This window comes from Maritalea mediterranea, from assembly GCF_021568695.1.
Taxonomy (GTDB): domain Bacteria; phylum Pseudomonadota; class Alphaproteobacteria; order Rhizobiales; family Devosiaceae; genus Maritalea; species Maritalea mediterranea.
Window position 1 is genome coordinate 619,127 of sequence record NZ_JAKGTI010000002.1, and the last position, 20,924, is coordinate 640,050.

Annotated in this window: 21 protein-coding genes and 1 riboswitch; of the genes, 6 read left to right on the forward strand and 15 right to left on the reverse strand. The window is 54.7% G+C overall.

Going from position 1 to position 20,924, the window contains the following annotated elements; translation table 11 throughout:
- Position 1 precedes the first annotated feature (1 nt).
- The 4 genes from L1I42_RS12080 to L1I42_RS12095 form a co-directional block, all read right to left on the reverse strand.
- The gene (locus L1I42_RS12080; protein WP_236114797.1) at positions 2–433 is read right to left on the reverse strand and encodes a universal stress protein; all 432 of its coding nucleotides are present in this window, start codon (positions 431–433) and stop codon (positions 2–4) included.
- Positions 433–3,045: a TRAP transporter permease gene (locus L1I42_RS12085; protein ID WP_236114799.1), complete on the reverse strand. Its 2,613-nt coding sequence runs from the start codon at positions 3,043–3,045 to the stop codon at positions 433–435. Before L1I42_RS12085 ends, L1I42_RS12080 begins: the two co-directional genes overlap by 1 nt.
- 140 nt (positions 3,046–3,185) lie before the next feature.
- Positions 3,186–4,154, reverse strand: a complete 969-nt coding sequence (locus L1I42_RS12090) for a TAXI family TRAP transporter solute-binding subunit (RefSeq protein WP_255769282.1) — start codon at positions 4,152–4,154, stop codon at positions 3,186–3,188.
- 30 nt (positions 4,155–4,184) lie between these two features.
- Entirely contained in the window at positions 4,185–5,048 is an 864-nt protein-coding gene (locus L1I42_RS12095; protein ID WP_236114801.1) for a MurR/RpiR family transcriptional regulator, read from the reverse strand.
- A gap of 136 nt (positions 5,049–5,184) precedes the next feature.
- Here L1I42_RS12095 and L1I42_RS12100 point away from each other — a divergent pair, with 136 nt between their 5' ends.
- Positions 5,185–6,510, forward strand: coding sequence for an aspartate aminotransferase family protein (locus L1I42_RS12100; RefSeq protein ID WP_236114803.1), 1,326 nt, complete (start codon positions 5,185–5,187; stop codon positions 6,508–6,510).
- The gene (locus L1I42_RS12105) at positions 6,507–7,277 is read left to right on the forward strand and encodes a beta-keto acid cleavage family enzyme (protein WP_236114805.1); all 771 of its coding nucleotides are present in this window, start codon (positions 6,507–6,509) and stop codon (positions 7,275–7,277) included. The genes L1I42_RS12100 and L1I42_RS12105 overlap by 4 nt, the downstream gene beginning before the upstream one ends.
- On the opposite strand, the gene thiD is transcribed toward L1I42_RS12105, so the two are convergent.
- The 9 genes from thiD to L1I42_RS12150 all read right to left on the reverse strand — a co-directional run bounded on the left by thiD (position 7,252) and on the right by L1I42_RS12150 (position 14,376).
- Complete coding sequence (thiD, locus tag L1I42_RS12110) at positions 7,252–7,959, reverse strand: bifunctional hydroxymethylpyrimidine kinase/phosphomethylpyrimidine kinase (RefSeq protein ID WP_236114807.1); 708 nt, start codon at positions 7,957–7,959, stop codon at positions 7,252–7,254. The two genes, L1I42_RS12105 and thiD, sit on opposite strands and share 26 nt — an antisense overlap.
- On the reverse strand, positions 7,953–8,918 hold the full coding sequence (locus L1I42_RS12115) for a HesA/MoeB/ThiF family protein (protein ID WP_236114809.1): 966 nt from the start codon (positions 8,916–8,918) through the stop codon (positions 7,953–7,955). Before L1I42_RS12115 ends, thiD begins: the two co-directional genes overlap by 7 nt.
- Positions 8,915–9,505, reverse strand: a complete 591-nt coding sequence (locus L1I42_RS12120; protein WP_236114811.1) for a thiamine phosphate synthase — start codon at positions 9,503–9,505, stop codon at positions 8,915–8,917. The genes L1I42_RS12115 and L1I42_RS12120 overlap by 4 nt, the downstream gene beginning before the upstream one ends.
- Complete coding sequence (locus L1I42_RS12125; protein ID WP_236114813.1) at positions 9,505–10,272, reverse strand: thiazole synthase; 768 nt, start codon at positions 10,270–10,272, stop codon at positions 9,505–9,507. The genes L1I42_RS12120 and L1I42_RS12125 overlap by 1 nt, the downstream gene beginning before the upstream one ends.
- A gap of 2 nt (positions 10,273–10,274) precedes the next feature.
- Positions 10,275–10,472, reverse strand: a complete 198-nt coding sequence (gene thiS / locus L1I42_RS12130; RefSeq protein WP_236114814.1) for a sulfur carrier protein ThiS — start codon at positions 10,470–10,472, stop codon at positions 10,275–10,277.
- Entirely contained in the window at positions 10,460–11,410 is a 951-nt protein-coding gene (locus L1I42_RS12135; RefSeq protein WP_236114815.1) for an FAD-dependent oxidoreductase, read from the reverse strand. The genes thiS and L1I42_RS12135 overlap by 13 nt, the downstream gene beginning before the upstream one ends.
- On the reverse strand, positions 11,407–13,206 hold the full coding sequence (thiC, locus tag L1I42_RS12140) for a phosphomethylpyrimidine synthase ThiC (RefSeq protein WP_236114816.1): 1,800 nt from the start codon (positions 13,204–13,206) through the stop codon (positions 11,407–11,409). The genes L1I42_RS12135 and thiC overlap by 4 nt, the downstream gene beginning before the upstream one ends.
- 102 nt (positions 13,207–13,308) lie before the next feature.
- Positions 13,309–13,431: riboswitch (TPP riboswitch) on the reverse strand.
- 26 nt (positions 13,432–13,457) lie between these two features.
- The gene (locus L1I42_RS12145) at positions 13,458–13,994 is read right to left on the reverse strand and encodes a hypothetical protein (protein WP_236114818.1); all 537 of its coding nucleotides are present in this window, start codon (positions 13,992–13,994) and stop codon (positions 13,458–13,460) included.
- Positions 13,987–14,376, reverse strand: a complete 390-nt coding sequence (locus tag L1I42_RS12150) for a hypothetical protein (protein WP_236114819.1) — start codon at positions 14,374–14,376, stop codon at positions 13,987–13,989. The genes L1I42_RS12145 and L1I42_RS12150 overlap by 8 nt, the downstream gene beginning before the upstream one ends.
- Before the next feature lie 110 nt (positions 14,377–14,486).
- Between L1I42_RS12150 and L1I42_RS12155 the strand changes: the two genes are divergently transcribed.
- Positions 14,487–15,386 carry a sigma-70 family RNA polymerase sigma factor gene (locus L1I42_RS12155; protein WP_236114822.1) on the forward strand — a complete coding sequence of 300 codons (900 nt, stop codon included), beginning with the start codon at positions 14,487–14,489 and terminating at the stop codon, positions 15,384–15,386.
- A 40-nt stretch (positions 15,387–15,426) separates the two neighbouring features.
- On the opposite strand, the gene L1I42_RS12160 is transcribed toward L1I42_RS12155, so the two are convergent.
- Entirely contained in the window at positions 15,427–17,694 is a 2,268-nt protein-coding gene (locus L1I42_RS12160; protein WP_236114824.1) for a methyl-accepting chemotaxis protein, read from the reverse strand.
- Between the two features lie 212 nt (positions 17,695–17,906).
- Positions 17,907–18,134, reverse strand: a complete 228-nt coding sequence (locus L1I42_RS12165; RefSeq protein WP_236114825.1) for a hypothetical protein — start codon at positions 18,132–18,134, stop codon at positions 17,907–17,909.
- Between the two features lie 122 nt (positions 18,135–18,256).
- Between L1I42_RS12165 and L1I42_RS12170 the strand changes: the two genes are divergently transcribed.
- The 3 genes from L1I42_RS12170 to L1I42_RS12180 are packed head-to-tail and all read left to right on the forward strand — an operon-like array spanning position 18,257 to position 20,924.
- On the forward strand, positions 18,257–18,709 hold the full coding sequence (locus tag L1I42_RS12170; RefSeq protein WP_236114827.1) for a c-type cytochrome: 453 nt from the start codon (positions 18,257–18,259) through the stop codon (positions 18,707–18,709).
- Between the two features lie 14 nt (positions 18,710–18,723).
- Positions 18,724–20,103 (forward strand): cbb3-type cytochrome c oxidase subunit I, encoded by a 1,380-nt coding sequence (locus tag L1I42_RS12175; protein WP_236114829.1) that lies wholly within the window; start codon positions 18,724–18,726, stop codon positions 20,101–20,103.
- A gap of 5 nt (positions 20,104–20,108) precedes the next feature.
- Positions 20,109–20,924 carry a CbbQ/NirQ/NorQ/GpvN family protein gene (locus L1I42_RS12180; RefSeq protein ID WP_236114831.1) on the forward strand — a complete coding sequence of 272 codons (816 nt, stop codon included), beginning with the start codon at positions 20,109–20,111 and terminating at the stop codon, positions 20,922–20,924.

A 20,924-nucleotide genomic window follows, 5' to 3' on the forward strand; every position in this document is an offset into this window, starting at 1 on the left:
CCTAGCGCACCACATAGACGGAACAGTTGGAGTGGCGCACAACCCGCGCGGCGTTTGGCCCCAATAGAAAATCGCGGAAATCCGGCTTGTGCGCCCCGATCACGATCAGGTCGGTGCCCGCCTTCTCCGCAGTGCGCAAAATCTCCTCATAGGCATTGCCGACAGAAACAATGTGACGCACATTCTTGTTGGCCTCAGCCCCGACCACACTTTCAGTGACCTTTACCAAATGGTCGTGCGCCGCTTCCTTAACCTTTTCGGTATGATCGGCGTCGAAATAGCTGCCCACCATGCTCATGCCATAGTCGGGCACCACCGTAATCACATCCAGCCGCGCATCATCGAGCTTGGCGAACCGATAGGCCTCTTCCAAAATGTGTTTTTCGTCATCCGGCCGATTGATATCGACCGCGCATAAAACTGACTTGCTCATTACGCATGCACCTCCTTCACGCGTTTTGCCCGGCGTGACTGCAGGAACGCCACCAGACCCAGCAGAATAAATGTTGGGATGAACATCAGTTCTTGTGGCAATTGCTGTACCCGCACTTTCGCCTCCTCCAGCGTCACGGGCTGATCACCATAAAAGTCAAAATCGCTCATCTTGTTGAAATATGGTGTGCCGGGGAACGGTTCTTCCATCACCAGATTTTCCCCATCTTCCATAAAGGCCAGCCCAAGTGCATCCAAACGCTCTTGTGCATTGCTGCCCTCTTCAAAAGTCAGCACCAATGTGCGTTCTTTTGGCTCGCCAGTGTCGAAATCAGGGCCGCTCACCACAATCCTCATCTCCTTGTCCGGATCAACTGAACCAACTGTTTCGGTGAAGGCCGCAGGTGCCACATCGCGATAAGGCGGTTGGATCTGATTCATGAAAAAGTCAGGACGGAACAGCGCGAAGGCGATCAGAATAAGTGCAATGCTTTCCCAAATCCGGTTCTTGGTGAGGAACCAACCCATCGTGCCCGCGGTGAAGATTAATATGGCTATGGTCGCCACCACAAACACCACGATCCCTTGCCACCAGGTCACATCAATCAACAGCAAGTCTGTGTTGAAGATGAAGAAGAATGGCAGCACCACAGTCCGCAGCGAATAGAAGAAGGCGATAAAGCCCGTGCGGATCGCGTCCCCGCCCGACACGGCGGCGGCGGCAAAACTGGCCAGTCCCACCGGCGGCGTCACGTCCGCCATAATACCGAAGTAGAACACGAACAAGTGCACGGCGATCAGCGGCACAATCAACCCGGACTGCGCCCCCAGTTCCACAACCACGCCAGCCATCAGGCTGGACACCACAATATAGTTCGCTGTCGTCGGCAGCCCCATGCCCAAAATCAGCGAGAGCATGCCCACAAAGATCAGCATCAGAATGAGATTACCGCCGGAGATCAATTCCACCAGATCCGCCATCACTTGGCCAATGCCGGTGAGCGTTACTGTGCCCACGATAATGCCCGCAGTGGCGGTGGCCAGACCAATGCCGATCATATTGCGTGCGCCTTCAATCAGCCCGGCGATCAAGTCCATGATGCCCAGTTTGACCTTTTCGCCATAATTACCCGCGTTGCGGAACATGGCTTTCAACGGACGCTGGGTCAGCAAAATCACAAACAGCAGCGATGTCGCCCAGAAGGCGGACAGGCCGGGTGATTTTTGCTCAATCATCAGGAAGTAAACCAGCACCACAATCGGCAGCAGATAATAAAGCCCGGCTTTATAGATCTCTGCAATTTCCGGCAATTCAACATCTTCAGAATTTGGATCGTCAGGCTCCAAATCATCTGTCTTGGAGGCCAGCCACACCAGCGCCACATAGGCCATAAACAGCATGAAGGCCAAAACCCAACCGGCATTTTCGGGCACCAATGCCGTCACCCAGCGCACCGGATATTGGATGCCGTAGCAGAGCAAGGCAAAACCCGCAAAGAACGCGGCCATACCACCAACGGTGCGGCCGACAGATACAACCTTGTTGCCCAAGGTCGGCATATTGCGCTTCACCGCTTCAAGGTGAACAATATAGACCAACGCGATGTAGGAAATCGCAGCAGGCAGGAACGCGTGGGTGATCACTTCTACATAGGAAATGCCCACATATTCCACCATCAAGAACGCGGCAGCCCCCATCACAGGCGGCATAATCTGGCCGTTAACCGACGAAGCCACTTCAACCGAACCGGCTTGCTCGCTGGTAAAGCCTACACGCTTCATCAAGGGGATGGTGAACGTGCCTGTGGTCACCACATTGGCGATGGACGACCCGGAAATCAGACCCGTGGCCGCAGAGCCAACCACCGCAGCCTTCGCCGGGCCACCTTTAAGGTGCCCCAATGCGCCAAACGCCATTTTGATGAAATAATTGCCCGCGCCAGCTTTATCCAAAAGCGCGCCGAACAAAACAAACAGAAACACAAATTTCGTCGACACCCCGAGCGCGATACCAAACACGCCTTCCGAGGTGATCCACATATGGCTCATGGCTTTTTTCAGCGAGGCCCCCTTCCAGCGCATCACTTCGGGCACCCAGTCGGAAGAGCCGAAAAACACATAAAGCATAAAGATGGAGGCAATGATGGCCATGGCCGGGCCAAGTGCCCGCCGTGTGCCCTCAAACAAAATCAGAATACCAACAAGCGCCACCCACTTGTCGGTGTCGTCAGCCAGCCCGCCGGCGGCGACAATCTTTTCATAAAAGAAGAAACCATATAGCGCGATAAAGGCGCCCAAAATGCCCAAGATCCAGTCCTGCACTGGAATTTTGTGCCGCGGGCTCGATTTCAGCGCCGGATAAGCCATAAAAGCCAGGAACAGGGCGAACGCCAAATGCAATTGCCGCGAATTATTGATCAGATCATTGGGCAGAATATAGTTGGAAAGCGGAGAGGCCAATGTGACCTGAAAGATCGACCAAACCAACGCGACCGCAGCCAGAAACAGCCCCACTGCACCTTCTGGGTTGCGCGACCCGGCATCGCTGGATGCGACCAGTTCCTGCAGCTCGGATTCACTCAGCCCGCTGCCATTCTCCGTTTGTTTGACCATTTTCTCCCCCTTAGAAAAACTCAAGGCCAAGCGCATCATCGCCAGGCAAAATGCGCTGTCCCCACGCGCAACGATCAACTATGCCGTAAAAAAGGACAGGGGCGCAACTTTGCCCCTGCCCAGCTGTTGATAAGTCTGGCTTATTCGATCCAGCCTTGTTCGCGATAATATTTCGCAGCGCCATCATGCAATGGGGCAGAAAGACCGGCTGTTGCCATTTCTTGTGGATCAAGATTCGCAAAAGCAGGGTGCAGCTGCTTGAAGTCATCGAAATTTTCGAAAACGGACTTCACCACAGCATAAACAGCGTCTTCAGACACGGCAGTAGAGGTCACGAAAGTCGCGCCTACACCGAAAGTTTTTGTGTCTTCATCATTGCCGCGATACATGCCGCCAGGAATGGTTGCTGACCGGTAGTAAGAGTTCTCTTCGATCAGCTTGTCCACAGCTTCACCGTCAACATTCACCAGCACTGAATCACATGAAGTTGTAGCTTCCTGGATAGAGCCGGATGGGTGACCAACTGTGTACACCATGGCATCGATCTGGTTGTCGCAAAGGGCAGCAGACTGTTCAGCTGCTTTAAGCTCTGTGGCCAGCGCGAAATCATCAGTGCTCCAGCCTTTGGCTTCCATCAACACTTCCATAGTGCCGCGTTGACCTGAACCTGGGTTACCAATGTTCACACGCTTGCCTTTAAGGTCATCAAAGTTGGAGATGCCTGCATCGGCACGTGCAACAACGGTGAAAGGCTCTGGGTGTACAGAGAATACAGCCCGCAGATCTTCAAACGCACCTGCTTCTTCAAAGCGTGATGTGCCGTTGTAGGCGTGATACTGCCAGTCAGACTGCGCCACACCAAACTGCAATTCGCCTTCGCGAATGGTGTTGATGTTGTAGATTGAGCCGCCAGTGGACTCTACTGAGCAGCGGATGCCGTGATCTTTACGGCCCTTGTTGACCAAACGACAAATCGCACCCCCTGTTGGGTAGTAAACGCCGGTCACGCCGCCGGTACCGATGGTCACGAACTCTTCAGCTTGAGCAGTTGGCACAACCATGGCGCCAGCAATTGCCGCAACGGCAAAAGATTTAAGGTACTTATTCATGTAAGACCTCCCTTTAAGGTTAGACTAGTTTTAAGCACTCCAGGTTTCCCCGAACTGTTGATTTAGGCATTCGACTTCGAAAATACGTTGTTTCGCCGCCTTGCCTGATCCCGCCACAAGCATCCCGATGATTGTTTCAATCAACACAATGGTTGCGGCGTAGGATGAGAAAAATTGTGGACTGTCTGTCGCCACAATAAACCCGGCATCGGCTTCCGCCAGAACCGGGCAAGAATGGGTGTCGGTAATCACAATCACCTTTGCGCCCATGCGCGAAGCCGCCCGCACACCATCAATTGTGCGACGCGCAAATGGAGGTTTTGTGACAACCAACAAAACATCATTTTTATTCAGCGCAGAAATCTCGGCCCCGAGTGAAGCACCTGCCCGTCCGGCGATGCGCCAGTTACTGGTGAAGTAATTGGCCAAATAGGCCATATATTCAACAATGCCCGTTGAGCTGAGCGCCCCCAAAAGCAGCACATTGCGTGCCCCTTTCAAATAGCGCACTGCACGCTGCAAGCGGTCTTGCGGGATATTGTGTACCAATTGACCGATATTGGCGGCGCAAGCGGCAGATTGTTTGTTTAAAAAAGGCGTCTGGTCTCCCTCTATCGCCTCCTGCTGCAAACGGGACGCTTTGTCGGTCATATCGCTAACGCTGCGGCCGACCGCGCCGCGCAGCATTTCGCGCAATTCTTCATAATTGGAAAAACCAAGGGCCCGCGCCAAACGCGAATAGGTCGCCGGGGAAATGTCGCTGGCCTCTGAAATGGAACGCAATGAGCGGGTGGCCGTATCCACTTGATTCTTGACGATATAGTCAGCCGCCGCTTTGAGCTGCCTGCTCAAACCGCCATATTTCGCTGCCAGTCGTTCTTCAAATCGAACCACTTGCTACTCGTCCCTGCTGATCCCTCATTTGCAACAAAAATTTTTCACTTGTTTCAAGCGTTGTCAAGCCTCAAAACATATGTTTCAATTTTGTTGCCCACAGAAACTTAATCAAACCAACTCAGAAAATCGACTAATGAGTAAAATTTTTCATCGCACACCTATCCAAATACCCTTACACGCGTCCAGCGGGGACGGGGCCTATCTAATTGATCAGGATGGCAAATATTATCTGGATGGCTGCGGTGGCGCCGCCGTTTCCTGCCTTGGGCACAGTGATCAATTTGTCAAACAGGCAATGCGCGAGCAGCTCGACAAGCTGGCCTACGCCCACACCGGATTCTTCACGTCGGCGCCTGCAGAGACATTGGCGGAAAACCTGATTGCCCGCGCGCCGGGCGAGCTGGACAAGGTTTATCTGGTCTCCGGCGGCTCGGAAGCGATGGAAACGGCATTGAAACTGGCGCGGCAATATTTCATCGATAAAGGCGAGCCAAAGCGCCACAAGGTGATCGCGCGGCAACAATCCTATCATGGCAACACGCTGGGCGCGCTGGCCACGGGCGGCAATAAATGGCGCCGCGCGCCCTATGCGCCCATGCTGTTTGAAACTTTTCATATCGCGCCATGTTATGAATACCGACACCGTGCGCCGAATGAGAGCACCGAATATTATGGCAAGCGCGCGGCCAATGAGTTGGAATCTGAAATCTTGCGGCTTGGCCCGGAAAGCGTCATGGCCTTTGTCGCCGAACCGGTGGTGGGGGCCACCGCGGGGGCGGTCCCCGCGGTTGAAGGCTATCTCAAACGCATCCGCGAAATTTGCGACCAATATGGCATTCTGCTGATTTTTGACGAAGTGATGTGTGGCATGGGCCGCACCGGCTCTCTGTTCGCGTGCGATCAGGACGGGGTAGCCCCGGATATTATGAGTATCGCCAAAGGCTTGGGCGCGGGCTATCAGCCCATCGGCGCCATGCTGTGCAGCCGCAACATTGCCGACACCATCACTGAGGGCGCAGGCTATTTCAAAAATGGCCACACCTATCTGGGGCACCCCATGGCCGCCGCCGCGGCCAACGCAGTGCTGCACCGCCTCATCCATGATGGCCTGGTGGGCCGATCAAAAGAAATGGGAGACAAACTGAAAGCGGCACTTGAGGAGCGCTTCGGTGAACATCCTCATATTGGCGACATTCGCGGACGCGGTCTGTTCATCGGTCTCGAAATCGTCGAGGACCGCGAGACCAAAGAACCCTTTGATCCGGCGCGTCAACTCTATGCCCAACTGAAGCAAGTGGCTCTGGATAAGGGGCTGATGATCTATCCCGGCAATGGCACAAAAGATGGCATGTCTGGCGATCATATCCTGCTCGCCCCGCCCTTTATCATTACCGATGATCAGGTCGGCGAACTGATCGACAAATTGGACCAAACATTTGATCAGGTTTTTGCCGCATGACTCCCTTACCGCGCCTGATGGTGGCCCCCAATGGAGCCCGTAAAACCAAGCAAGATCACCCCGCCCTGCCCGTGACCATTGAAGAAACGGTGCAGACCGCAAAAGCCTGCTTTGAGGCCGGGGCCGATGGGCTGCACACCCATCTGCGCGATGCGGATCAACAGCATATTTTGGACGCAAGTCTTTATAAAGAACTGCTCGCGGAACTGCGAATCGCGGTGCCGAAAATGCAGGTTCAAATCACCACCGAGGCGGTTGGCCTCTATCAGCCCCCCGCGCAAATTGAGCTGGTGAAACAAGTTCAACCGAAATCTGTTTCAATTTCCACACGAGAACTGCTCTCAACCGGGGATCAAAAGGCCGCAGCAGAGCTTTATCAATGGGCACAGGAAAACGGCGTTGCGGTGCAGCATATCCTATATGACACCAACGACCTTGCCGTACTCTATCACATCTGCATTGACCACAATATCAGTCGCGAAAACATCCAATTGCTCTTCGTATTGGGCCGCTATACCAGCGACCAGCAAAGCGATCCGTCAATGTTGACCCCGTTTCTGCACCGCCTGGCTGAAATTGAAATGATCGCCGATTGGGCTGTTTGTGCCTTTGGTCAGGGCGAAACCGACTGCCTTATCCGCGCCCATCAATTGGGCGGCAAAATGCGCATTGGTTTTGAGAATAATGAGCTTAATCCAGATGGCAGCGTGGCGAAGAATAATGCCGAACGGGTCACCCTGCTCAATCAGCTGCTTGCAGTCCAGTGATCCAGCTCTGCACATAGTGATGCGCCTGCCGCACTGCCGCCTCCAGCGCCAGACCGTCCGCCAAGCCGCAGGCAATCGCGGTCGACAGGGTGCACCCCGTGCCACGCGGGGTAAAGGCCTGCTTTTGCGCGGAAAATACGGTCTCGCTTCGCCCCTGCGTCAGCACATCCCTCAGCACATCGCCCTCCCCATGGCCACCTTTCAGCAACACGGCACGGCATGAGTTATGTAACCGTTCAACCCCCAAAATTTCAGACTCTGGCAGATTGGGCGTGACCAGAGTAACCCATGGCAACAGGCGTTCTTTCATCGCTGCAATGCCATCATCCGACAAAAGCTGCGCCCCGGAACTGGCAGCAAGGACCGGATCAAGCACAATCGGCAAATCGCACCCTTGAAGGGCATCCGCAACGGCCCGCACCACGGCTCCATCGCCTAACATCCCAATTTTGACCGCCGGAGGTGCATCATCCGCAAACGCCGCTTCAATCTGCGCCTTCACCAAGTCAGCGGCGACAAGCTCGACACGCCGCACCGCGTCATTGCTTTGCGCTGTCACCGCCGTCACCACAGGCTTCACGGCAAATCCCAATTCGGTTGCCACGACAATATCCCGCGACAGCCCAGCACCGCCGCTGCTGTCGGTTCCAGCAATCACCAATATGCTGCGCGTTCTCAACATGCACAGGCCGCCATCAGCGCCAAATTCTGATGCCCCTGCGCCTGCAATTGCTTGGCCCCACGCCACGCCCGCACCCCGGTTTGGCAGGCCAACACCACACGCTGATCGTCAGAAAATCTAGCCCCCGCCAGCTCATCAATCTGCCACCGCTGCGCTTGCGCCACGATCATTTCTCGCGCTTCACCTTCCCCTCGAAGGTCGAACACCAGATCATCACACCGCACCCCTTCGCGCCCCAGAAACGGCCAAACAGCTGACGGTTCCGCCGCCCTCAAAAAGCTGAAGCTCGAGAAGCTAAGGTTTTGCGCATCCATGCGCACCATCTGGCCCTTGGGCGACGGGTTTTGCCCCAGCAGCACAGCCAACACCATTTGCGCCTGCATCGCCCCGATCATGCCCACCACCGGGCCAAGCACCCCGGCAGTGGCACAATTGGCCGCTTGCGTCGGCAAATCCGGGAACACAGCGCGCAAACTCGGCGCACCACCACAAAAGCCGCCAACATATCCCGCCTGCCCGAGCACGGACGCCGAAATCATTGGCTTTTTCAGCGCCAAACATTGATCCGACAAAATGTAAGACACAGCAAAGCTATCCGCCGCATCCACCACAATATCCGCATCAGCCACCAGCGAACCCGCATTGTCTGGCGTCAACGCCTCAGCCCGTGCCTGCACCACGATATGCGGGTTCCGCGCCAAAAGCTGATCCCGCGCCCGCTTGGATTTGGACGCGCCAATATCCTTGGTTTCAAACAGGGGCTGCCGATGCAGATTGCTTTCTTCAACGCAATCCGGGTCAACAATCGTCAAGCTGCCCACTCCAGCACCGGCCAGATAGTGCAACACGGGCGACCCAAGGCCACCCGCCCCCACCACAAGCACATGAGCTCGTGCCAGTTTCGCTTGGCCATCGCGCCCCACCTCAGGCAATTGCATTTGCCGTTGATAACGCGTCATGAACATATCTCGATCCATTCCCGCGTCCGCGCTTCCGGGTCGTCGGCAAACTGAATATCGGTGACCACGGCCACACTGTCGGCGCCCGCCGCCAATACGCCCGGTGCCCGTTCCACACTCAGCCCGCCAATGCCCACCAGCGGCACATCGCCCACCATCTGCTTCCAACGCGTCACCCGCTCCAGCCCCTGTGGCGCCCACTTCATTTTCTTTAATATGGTCGGATAAACAGGGCCTAGCGCCACATAGGCAGGGTTAAACGACAAAGCCCGATCCAACTCGTCTTCATCATGGGTGGACAGGCCAAAGCGGATATTTGCCGAACGAATGGCCTCAAAATCCGCCTCGTCCATATCCTCCTGCCCCAAATGTACAAAGTCGCAATGTTCTTCGATCGCGATCTGCCAATAATCATTTACAATCAACTGGCAGTTATGGGCATCACAGATCTGCTTGGCGCGGCGGATTTGCGCCCGCACCTCATCTATCGGCGCGTCTTTAATCCGCAATTGCACTAGTTTCACACCCAAAGGCACCAAACGGGCGATCCAATCCACATGGCCGACGATCAAATAGAATTTTTCCATCAGTCAAACACCGCCATGCCCAAAATGGGTGTGGAGGGCACGGCCATGTCGCGCCGTTCCATCATTTGTGCAGCAAAGCCCTGCCGCCCAGCCTTAATCGCCTGAGCCATGGCCGCGCCCATCAGGGCCGGGTCTCCGGCCTTCGCAACCGCCGTATTCAACAACACCGCATCCATGCCCAACTCCATCGCCATGCACGCGTCAGAGGGTCGGCCAATCCCCGCATCCACAATCAGCGGCACATTTGGAAAATGCGCTCGCATCGCGCGCAACGCATCCGGATTGCGCAAACCCTGACCGGAGCCGATAGGGGCCCCCCAAGGCATCAGAACCTCGCAGCCCGCTTCCAGCAATTTCTCGCCCACCACCAGATCATCCGTGGTGTAAGGAAACACCTGAAAGCCCTCATCGCTTAAAACCCGCGCCGCCTCGACCAAACCAAACACATCCGGTTGCAGATTGTCGCTATGGCCGATCACCTCCAGCTTGATCCAGTTGGTGCCAAACACCTCCCGCGCCATCTGCGCCGTGGTCACAGCTTCCTTCGCCGTGTGGCACCCCGCTGTATTCGGCAGCACCTTGACACCAAGCTCTTTGATCAATTGCCAAAAGCCGGTGCCCGCCCCGTCCACACCTTCGCGGCGCAGGGACACGGTAATGATTTCGGTGCCAGAGGCCTTCACCGCCTCCGCCAAAATCTGCGGCGACGGATATTGCGCTGTGCCCAACAGCAAGCGCGAGCCGATCTCTTCGCCATAAAGCTGCATGGTCACCCTCCCTGCATCGGCGCAAGAATTTCGAGCTGATCCCCCGCCTGCAACGCGGTTTCCTGCCGCAGCTCCCGCGCCACAAACTGACCATTTAAAGCCGTGGCCAGCGCCTCGCCTTCATAGGACAATTCGTCCAGCGCTGCCGCAATATTGGCCGCGTTGACCTCTGTCGCTTCGCCATTGACTAGGATGCGCATTTCATTTGCTCCTGCTCAAACTGATCGGCCAATTGCTGCGCCATGGCGGGCGCAAGCAAATAGCCATGTCGGTAAAATCCATTCAAATGATAGGTATCGTCGCGCTTGATGATGCGCGGCAGATTGTCAGGAAAGGCCGGGCGTAGACCGACGCCGGTTTCAATCACGCTAGCCTCGCCAAAGCCAGGGTGCAGCGCAAAGGCCGCGCCCAACAATTCCAGTGCGGACCGTAGGCTGATCGCCCGCCATGAATCGCTCTCCACCATCGTTGCCCCAAGCATGTAAATGCCGTTGCCACGCGGTACCAGATAGATCGGAATACGCGGATGCAGCAGCCGCACGGTGCGGGTGATCGTAACATCTGGACACTCCAGCATCACCATTTCACCCCGCACCATGCGCAGTTCCGGCAAATCTACAGCCCCGCCACGGCAATCAATGTCCACGCGCTCCGGCGCGGGTTCGCCAAACCGCACCTCACTGCCCAGTTCTTCAATCTGGCGCACCAAGTCCTGCCGCGCTTGCCGCGGGTCTAAATGACACTCCTGATCAAAAAACAACGCCTTGGAAAACCGCCCGGCAAGATCCGGCTCCAGATCGGCGATCCGGTTGTCCCCCAGTTGCTCATATTGTTCGGTGCGGCTGGCAAATTGGCGCAATTCGGCTTGGTCACGCGGCGGCGCCACCACCAATGTGCCGGTGCGCTGCACCTCAGTCACCTTGGCCCACCAATCGGCAGCCCCGGCGCCAAGCCGCACCACATCTTCCGGCGCACTCACCTTTTCGCACCAGGGGGCCAACATGCCCCCGGCCAAATGCGAGCTTTGATTGAGTTCAAGGCTTTCGCCCTGTTCAAAAACGGTCACCTGATGCCCGCGCCGCGCCAACTCGAGCGCGACGCAAAGGCCGGCAACCCCGGCCCCGGCAATCGTGATCATTCGCCCGGCTCCTTGATCGGCATATAAAGATCGCCGCCTTCACGGAATTTCTCCGCCATAGCTTCCATGCCTTCTTTCTGCGCCTCGGCGCGAATATCGTGGCTGATCCGCATTGAGCAGAATTTCGGCCCGCACATGGAGCAGAAATGCGCCACCTTATGCGCCTCTTTCGGCAAGGTCTGATCGTGGAAATCCCGCGCCGTGTCCGGGTCCAGTGACAGGTTGAACTGATCTTCCCACCGGAACTCAAACCGCGCTCGGCTAAGCGCATCATCACGCCGCTGCGCCCCGGGCAACCCTTTGGCCAAATCCGCTGCATGCGCCGCGATCTTATAGGTGATCACCCCGGTTTTCACATCATCCCGATTGGGCAGGCCCAAATGCTCTTTTGGCGTCACATAGCAAAGCATGGCGCAACCAAACCAACCAATCATCGCCGCTCCGATGCCAGAGGTGATATGGTCATAGCCCGGCGCAATATCAGTGGTCAGTGGCCCAAGCGTATAGAACGGCGCCTCATGGCAACATTCCAACTGCTTGTCCATATTTTCCTTGATCTTGTGCATGGCCACATGGCCCGGCCCCTCAATCATCACCTGACAATCTTTCGCCCAAGCAATTTTGGTCAATTCACCCAACGTTTCCAACTCGGCAAATTGCGCTTCATCATTGGCGTCAGCAATCGAACCGGGACGCAAGCCATCACCCAATGAAAAGCTCACATCATAAGCGCGACAAATGTCGCAAATTTCATCAAAATGCTCGTAAAGGAAGCTCTCTTTGTGATGGTGCAGACACCATTTGGCCATGATCGAACCACCGCGGGAGACGATCCCGGTCACCCGGTTCACCGTCATCGGCACCATATGCAAGCGCACACCCGCATGGATGGTGAAATAATCCACCCCCTGCTCGGCCTGCTCGATCAGTGTGTCGCGGAACACTTCCCAGGTCAGGTCTTCGGCAATGCCATTCACCTTTTCCAGCGCCTGATAAATCGGCACCGTGCCAATCGGCACTGGCGAATTGCGGATAATCCATTCCCGCGTATTGTGAATATTGCGGCCCGTGGACAAGTCCATCACGGTATCCGCACCCCAGCGGATCGCCCAGACCATCTTGTCCACCTCTTCTTCCATCGAGGAGGTAACCGCAGAGGTGCCCATATTGGCATTGATTTTCACCAGAAAATTGCGGCCAATAATCATCGGCTCACATTCAGGGTGGTTGATATTGGCCGGGATGATGGCGCGGCCTGCGGCCACTTCATCGCGCACAAATTCAGCTGTCACATAATCAGGGATGTTCGCGCCCCAATCTTGCCCATCACGCTCTTCTTTGATCGCTTCGCGCAACTGATTTTCGCGAATGGCGATAAATTCCATTTCCGGCGTCACAATGCCCTGCCGCGCATAAGCAAGCTGGGTCACCGCTTTGCCCGGCTTCGCCCGCAATGGCTGTGGTTTCACCGGAAATTCGGGCGTCAGCCGATCCCCTTCCACAAAGCCATTGTCTGCGGGTTGAATGTCGCGGCCTTGATAGGTCTCCACATCTCCCCGCGCTTCAATCCATTTGCGCCGCAATTGCGGCAGACCTGCTTGAATGTCTGCTGTGAAATTCGGATCGGTGTACGGCCCGGAACTGTCATAAACGGGCAAGGGCGGTTCGCCAGCCGTCGGGTGCACAGAGATTTCGCGCATGGGCACACGCACATCATCAAAGCGTTCGCTCTCAACATAAATTTTGCGAGATGCGGGCAATTGGTCTTCGGTAATTTTGGGATTAGGCAAATCCATTTTGGCGCTCCTTAAGTTCTAAACTCAAAAAGACACCAGAAGAATTATGGCTGGAAACGAAGGGACTTATCCCCTCAACAAAGATATCACGACCCCGGTTCGGTGCCGCAAATTTTCGCTTCCTACGCCAGTATCAACTGGGTCAGGTTCAAAGGGTCGCGTCACCGAATATTGCTATTCTGTCAGCCTCTCAGTCCCCTTGGCGGGACCCCCCTGCAGTTCTTTTGGGGTAGCGCTGTTCTTGGTTTCTGTCAAGCAGGCGCGTTTTGTACTGCCGGTTCAAACCGCAACAAGGCACACGCATCCACATTGCCCATCGCGCGCTTAAGAACAGGATAAACCCGCCCGCAGGCCGCCGCAAAACCCGCTGCCACCGCAGCTTCTTCGCCATATCGACGTACGATTTCAGCCCGCAGCTCGCCCACATCCATGGCACCGGATATGGCTGCCTGTGCAAATAAAAAGCCCAACCTGCAATCATGTGAAGGGTCAGCCTCACCTTTGGCACAAATCTCCAACTGTTTGGGATCAACCCCCAATTCAATCGACTGATCGACAATCAATTGGGCACATGATCCGCAATCAGCGTCCAGCATGAACGCCAAAGCCGCGCCCGCCCAAATCGCTTTGGCGGCCTTGGGCCCGCGATATTGGCTGAGCATCGGCAGAAGACCAAGCCTTAAACCCGCGGTGGACGACACATCAATGATTTGATGCATATAGCCAGCATCATAGCCATATTGTTTTTCGAAACTTTTGGTGCTGCCGTGCAAAAGAGATTTAAGCATATTGGTTACTCCGGTGTGTGAATTTCAACGCTAAGACAAATGCCGCCCACGCGGGCAGCTGAATGCTAAACAGATTGCTGAACGCCACAAAATCGAATGGCACACCACGCTGAAACCAAATGAAAATATGAAAAATTGCGTGGAACATCGGCCAAAGGGTACCGCAAACGATTGCGGTCTTGTCCTGGCGGTAAATGCCATAAGCCATGGCCCCGCCACTGGCGAAAAACACCAGCCCGATATCCATCACAAAATGCCGATTAAATGGCCCCATATCCGCAACGTCCGGCGTGAGTTGATAAAAACTCATGGGGGTGAAAAACATCCAAAATCCAAAGCCCAAAAACCAGGCGGCAAGTGCCCATTGAACCAGTCGGGTCATCATTTTCTCCTTCATTTTGAAAGTCAGACGAATGAGCGCTTGGAAATGTGACCAAGATCGGTCACATTTTTTGAAGCCCAACCGTCTAAGCAGCAGAAATGGAGGGTCGAATGCAGGACCAGGACAAAACAGAGATATTTGAAGCTGAGCGCAATCGGCTGTTCAGTCTGGCCTATCGCATGCTCGGTTCCGTTGCGGATGCCGAAGACATGGTGCAGGACAGCTTTGTGCGCTGGTGCCAATCCAGTTTAGATGAAATCCACAATCCGCAAGGCTTTCTCACCACAATTGTCACCCGCTTATCGCTAGACCATCTGCGCTCCGCCAAAACAAAGCGCACCAGCTATGTTGGTTCGTGGTTGCCCGAGCCCTTATTGACCGAAACAGCAGAATCTCCAGACAACATTACCCAAAAAGCCGATGACATCTCCTTTGCGCTGATGGCCACCTTGGAAAAACTCACCGCGCCCGAACGTGCTGCCTTTTTGCTGCATGACGTTTTTGATTTGCCGTTTGATCAAATCGCCAAAACGTTAGAGCGATCAGAAGCGTCCTGCCGCAAGCTGGCCTCGCGGGCGCGGCAAAAAGTACGCAGCGATGGCGACGAAACATTGCCTCGCCCAGCCGATGACCCATTGATCAGTTCTTTTATGACCGCGCTGCAAACCGGCGATTTGGACAGTTTCGTCAGCTTTATCGCAGAAGATGCTGTGTTGGTCACCGATGGCGGCGGCATCAAGTCCGCGACGCTCCTGCCGATCTATGGCCGTGAAAAAATCACACGTTTCTTTGTTGGGGTAGCCAAAAAATTTGGGCGCCCGGGGGCGGAGGACATTAAATTGACCACAATTAACGGCGCCCCTGGCTTCATTATTCGTGATGAAGAGGGCGATGTGCAAGCCTGGTCATTTAGCTGGACACCGGACAACAAAGTTGCTGAATTCTATATTCTGCGCAATCCGGAGAAATTGGCACACATCACATTTGAACAAACAAAAGCCGCGCTGTGAAATCCAAAGCGCGGCTTTTTAGATCTATTGCGGCAGGTCGTTAGGCCGCAAAACCCTCATCAAGCTCTTCCTCATCCGTAAAGCTTCGGGAACGTCCCGTTTTGAACACATCCACAATACGGTCAAGTTCGCTGGCCTGCGCTTCAGTCTGCTCAATCGCGGCATTGGTTTCTTCCACCAAAGCAGCATTGTGCTGGGTCATATTGTCCATATCCCGCACGGCCACGCTCACTTCTTCGATGGCAGACGCCTGCTCTTTGCTGTCGCGGGCAATGCCGTCAATCAGCACGTCATTTTCCTTCACCGCCTCAAGCATATGTTGCAAACGCTCCGCGGCAGAAGCCACAAGGGTGGAGCCATTTTCAACTTCGCTTGCACTCTGCTCAATCAGTTGCTTGACCTCATTGGAGGCTTCGGCAGCCGATTGGGCCAGACGACGCACCTCAACAGCCACAACCGCAAAGCCCTGGCCAGCTTCACCGGCGCGCGCCGCTTCAACAGACGCGTTCAAGGCCAGCAGATTGGTCTGGAAGGCAATATCGTCAATCATGCCAATAATATTTGAGATCTTGCTGGACGATGCTTTGATTTTGCCCATCGCATCCGTAGCCTGATCCATAACTTCGCCGCCAGTCTGCGCTTCTTCCCGCACATGCCGTGATTTCACAGATGCATCTTCGGCCCGGCGTGAGTTTTCCATCACCGTGTTCGCCAGTTGCTCAACTGCCGCTGACGTTTCTTCAATGGTTGCCGCCTGCTTGGTGGTACGTTCACTCAGATCATTCGCACCAGCCAAGATTTCACCGGTGGCTTGTTTCACCCCGCGTGAGGTGGTGCGCAACCGCTCAACAATCTCACTCAGCTTGTCGGCCACTGCATTGGTGTCCATTTTTAGCTTCTTGAATGCGCCTTCATAATGGCCGTTCACCCGCTTGGACAAATCGGTTTGTGCCAAAGCTGCCAATACCTGACCGGACTCATCTAAGCCGCGATCGACCGTTTCCACCAGCGCGTTGACCGCATCGCCCAACTGGCGCAAGTCCTCTTGCTCATACTGGCCTTCAATACGTTCCGAGAAGTCGCCCGCCACTGCAGCAGAAACAACCCGACGCACTTCATCCTGCAAGGCGTTGCGCACCTGCTGCTCACTCATTTCGTGCGCCCGCTTTTTCTCTTTTTCCTCATCCAGCTTGCGCATCTCCAACCCGTTAGAGCGGAAGGTTTCAAGCGCCCGGGCCATCAGGCCAAGTTCGTTGGACTTTGGTGCATCACTCAAATCCACATCAAACTCACCTTTGGCCAACCGCTCCATATTAATCGACATGTTGGAGATGGTGCGGGTCAACCAATTGCCAGTGATATAGGCCAGCACTGTGCCAAGCAAAATCGCAAACCCGGCAACGGCCAACACAATCATAATGGCGTTTTGGGCTGTGGCCTGGGCCACCGGGCCAAGCGCATCTTGATTTTGACGTAAAACGCTGGTCAGCACACCATAGCTGGCAGCCAATTCATCGGCATAGGCCTGAATCTCCTGAGCCTGCAGTGCATTGATACTCTGGGTGAGTTCACGGTGCTGGCTCATGGCATCACTATAGGCGGTCAAACTTGCGGCAACTGCCTGAAGTTTGGGACCAACTGGCCCGTCACCATCTGATTTGATCAGCTTGTCAAATACCTGAGACGTGGCCTTGCTGCTGGTTTCAAATTCGGCATAAATCGCTTCATCTGCGGTCTGCAGATACTGCGCGCCCAGCAATTGCAGTTTGGCGGATTGACTTGCCGCCCCGCTTACAGCTGCCGCAAGGGCTGGCATAAAGGCCAGATTGGTTGTTGAGGTCAAAGCCTCGTTTGCTTCAGACAAACCGCTCGAAGCGGCGTCTAGGCTTGCTTTTGCCGCCGCGCGTTGCTCTTCCAACACGATGATCGTATCAAATGTATCACGCAAATTCGCACCCGCAATCTCAATGGCATCAATTTGCGCCATGGCTTCTGGAATGTCGGCAAACTTAGCAACCCCTTCCGGGTCATTTGTCGCCACATCATCAATCCAGACGCGCGCTTCCTGTGCCAGTTCTGCAGTTGGGTTCGCTGAATATTTTTGTAGGGACAACACCATCTGATGATAGTCCGCCACATAATCGCTCACCTCACCGGCCTGTGAAATCGTTTGCTGATAACGATCAGTCACGCCCGATAAGGTTTGCAGCCCCCAAAATGATACGGCACTCACCACCACGAGGAAGGCCACAATGGCGCCAAATCCCCCTATAATGCGGGCCCTAATTCCCAGTTTTGCGATCATCATTGAACCCCCAGCAAATAAAATTGTTCAACAAACTAACCCAGCACCGGTTAATGATGATTAAAAACATTCTTCTTTTTGAAAGTAATTCAACAAGACCAGACTGAGTACTTGGGCATCGCGTAGAAAAACCGAAAATATTTCAATAACTCACGCAAATCTCAGCGCTTAGGACCAGTGTTCCAACTGAGCAGTGATTATCAAGCAACGCGTGCCTATTTGTCCGCTTCGGCGATCAGCCCACGCACCCATTTTGTGCAGAGCCAGTTGGCCGGCACGGCAAATGGAACAGCAAAAATCATGGCCTGATAGGGAGAAAGAACGGCAAAGCCGAAGACCTGCCATCCAAGGCTGAGCATAAAAAGATTGATGGCCACCGCCCCCCAGACAAAGGGATAAAGGACTAGTGCCAGTCCATCAAACTGAGGAAATCCGTCAAGCATTTCAAGCTCCTTTTTCATCAGGATAATGCGGACAATGATGCTGTTCTTTGCGCCCGCGCAAAGAAGAATATCGATGACTCGCTAATTTGCCTCCATCTGCACGTTTCTTAAAGGAGGTAAGCATGCGGGAAGTTCTCACGAAGAACGCAGCACGCAATATTTTTTATGGCGGGTCGCTGTTCTTCATCCTGATATTTGTGGGTCTTTCTGCCCACTCACATTGGTACATTGAAAATGTCTCCACAGATCACGCTGGGCTGAATGAAAGCGTAGCCAAGGGCAAACGCCTTTGGGAAGTCAAAGCCTGCATCAACTGCCACTCTATTCTGGGCGAAGGCGCTTATTTCGCACCGGAATTGGGCAATGTGATGCATCGCTGGGGCGTTCAGGACGATCCAGAAGTCGCCTTTGAAGTATTCAAAGGTTGGATGGAAGCTCAGCCCACCGGCATCCAAGGCCGTCGCCAAATGCCGCAATTCAATTTGACCGATGAAGAATTAAAGCACCTGACAGACTTCTTGCTCTGGACAGGCACAATCGACACCCAGGGCTGGCCGCCCAATGATGCCGGTTAAGAAAGGGCTGAACAATGAAATTTGAAACTCAAAAAATCGCTTTTGCGTATTTCACCTTCGCACTGATCCTTTTCGCCGTGCAGGTGACGGGCGGTCTGCTGGCCGGGTTGGTCTATGTTATTCCCAACTTCCTGTCAGACATTCTGCCCTTTAACATTATCCGCATGCTGCACACCAACAGCTTGATTGTGTGGCTGATCACCGGCTTTTTCGGCGCTGCTTATTTTCTGGTACCAGAAGAGGCTGAACGCGAAATCCATTCGCCGCTATTGGCCTATATTCAATTGGCCATTTTGGTCGTCGGCACCATAGGCGTCGTCATCACCTATGTGTTCAACATTTTTGAAGGCAACTGGCTGCTGGGTAAAGATGGCCGCGAATTCCTGGAGCAACCCGGCTGGGTAAAACTGGGTATTGTCGCTGCCGCGCTGATCTTTTTGTACAACATCTCCATGACCGTGCTTAAAGGCCGCAAAACCGCCATTTCCAACATCCTGATCGTTGGCCTGTGGGGCTTGGCTTTGCTGTTCCTCTTTGCTTTCGTCAATCCAGAGAACCTGGCGTTGGATAAGCAATATTGGTGGTATGTTGTGCACCTGTGGGTAGAAGGCGTTTGGGAGCTGATCATGGCCTCAATCCTCGCCTATCTGATGCTGAAGCTGACCGGTGTGGACCGGGAGATCGTGGAAAAATGGCTCTACGTCATCGTTGCCACCGCCCTGTTCTCCGGCATTCTGGGCACAGGTCACCACTATTACTGGATCGGCACCCCCGGCTATTGGCAGTGGATCGGGTCTATCTTCTCCTCCCTTGAGGTGATCCCCTTCTTCGCCATGATGGCTTTCGCCTTTGTCATGGTGTGGAAAGGTCGCCGTGACCACCCCAACAAGGCCGCATTGCTCTGGGCTTTGGGCTGCGCCACCCTTGCCTTCTTCGGCGCCGGCGTCTGGGGCTTCCTGCACACACTGCACGGGGTCAACTACTATACCCACGGCACCCAAATCACCGCGGCCCATGGTCACCTCGCCTTCTTCGGCGCCTATGTCGCGCTTAACCTGGCCATCATGACCTACGCCATGCCGATCCTTAAAAACCGTGATCCGTACAATCAAGTGCTGAACATGGCGGCATTCTGGCTGATGTCTGGTGGCATGGTGTTCATGACCTTCGTGCTCACCTTTGCCGGTACGGTGCAAACCCACCTGCAACGGGTGCGCGGTGAAGACTATATGAGCGTTCAAGCCGAACTTCCGCTGTTTATGTGGATGCGGTTTGGTGCCGGTGTCGCCGTGGTGCTCGGGGTCCTGCTGTTCCTTTATGCGATCTTCGTGCCGAAAAAGGAAATCATCAAACCCGGCAAACAAGTCGCTGAAGCGACCAACCCTGCGGAGTAATCATCATGCATGGGACTTTTGACAAAACAAACCTAAAGGACGGGGCTCAGGCCCCGTTCTACCTGCCGCAAGCTGACGAATGCGATCTGTTTGAAGCAGCTTACGACAACAATCTCCCCCTGTTGCTCAAAGGACCAACAGGGTGTGGCAAAACCCGCTTTGTCGCCCATATGGCGGCCAAGCTTGGCAAAAAGCTCTACACAGTGGCCTGCCATGATGATCTATCCGCCGCCGATTTGATCGGGCGCTATTTGCTCAAAGGCGGCGAGACCGTCTGGGTGGACGGCCCCCTCACCCGCGCGGTGCGGGAAGGTGCCATCTGCTATCTCGACGAAGTGGTGGAAGCCCGTAGAGACGTGACCGTGGTGCTGCACCCGCTCACCGACGATCGGCGCATTCTGCCCATTGATCGCACAGGCGAAGAATTGGAAGCGGCGCCCGGCTTTATGCTCGTCGCCTCTTACAATCCGGGTTATCAGAACATTCTGAAAACCCTGAAACCCTCCACCCGTCAGCGTTTCCTGGCCATGGAATTCGGCTTCCCCGCATTTGATCAGGAAGTGCAGATTGTTATGCGCGAAAGCGGTCTGGGCCAACAACGCGCCGAACTGCTGGTGCGCCTGGCGGGCAAATTGCGGGCCCTGAAAGGTCAGGATCTGGAAGAAGGTATTTCCACCCGCCTGATCGTTTATGCCGCCACCATGATCGAAAAAGGCATGCCCGTGGAACGGGCCGTGCATTCAGCCATGATTGAGCCTTTGACCGACGATGAGGATGTCAAACTCGGCCTCAACGACCTTGTGACCGCCGTGATTGGATAA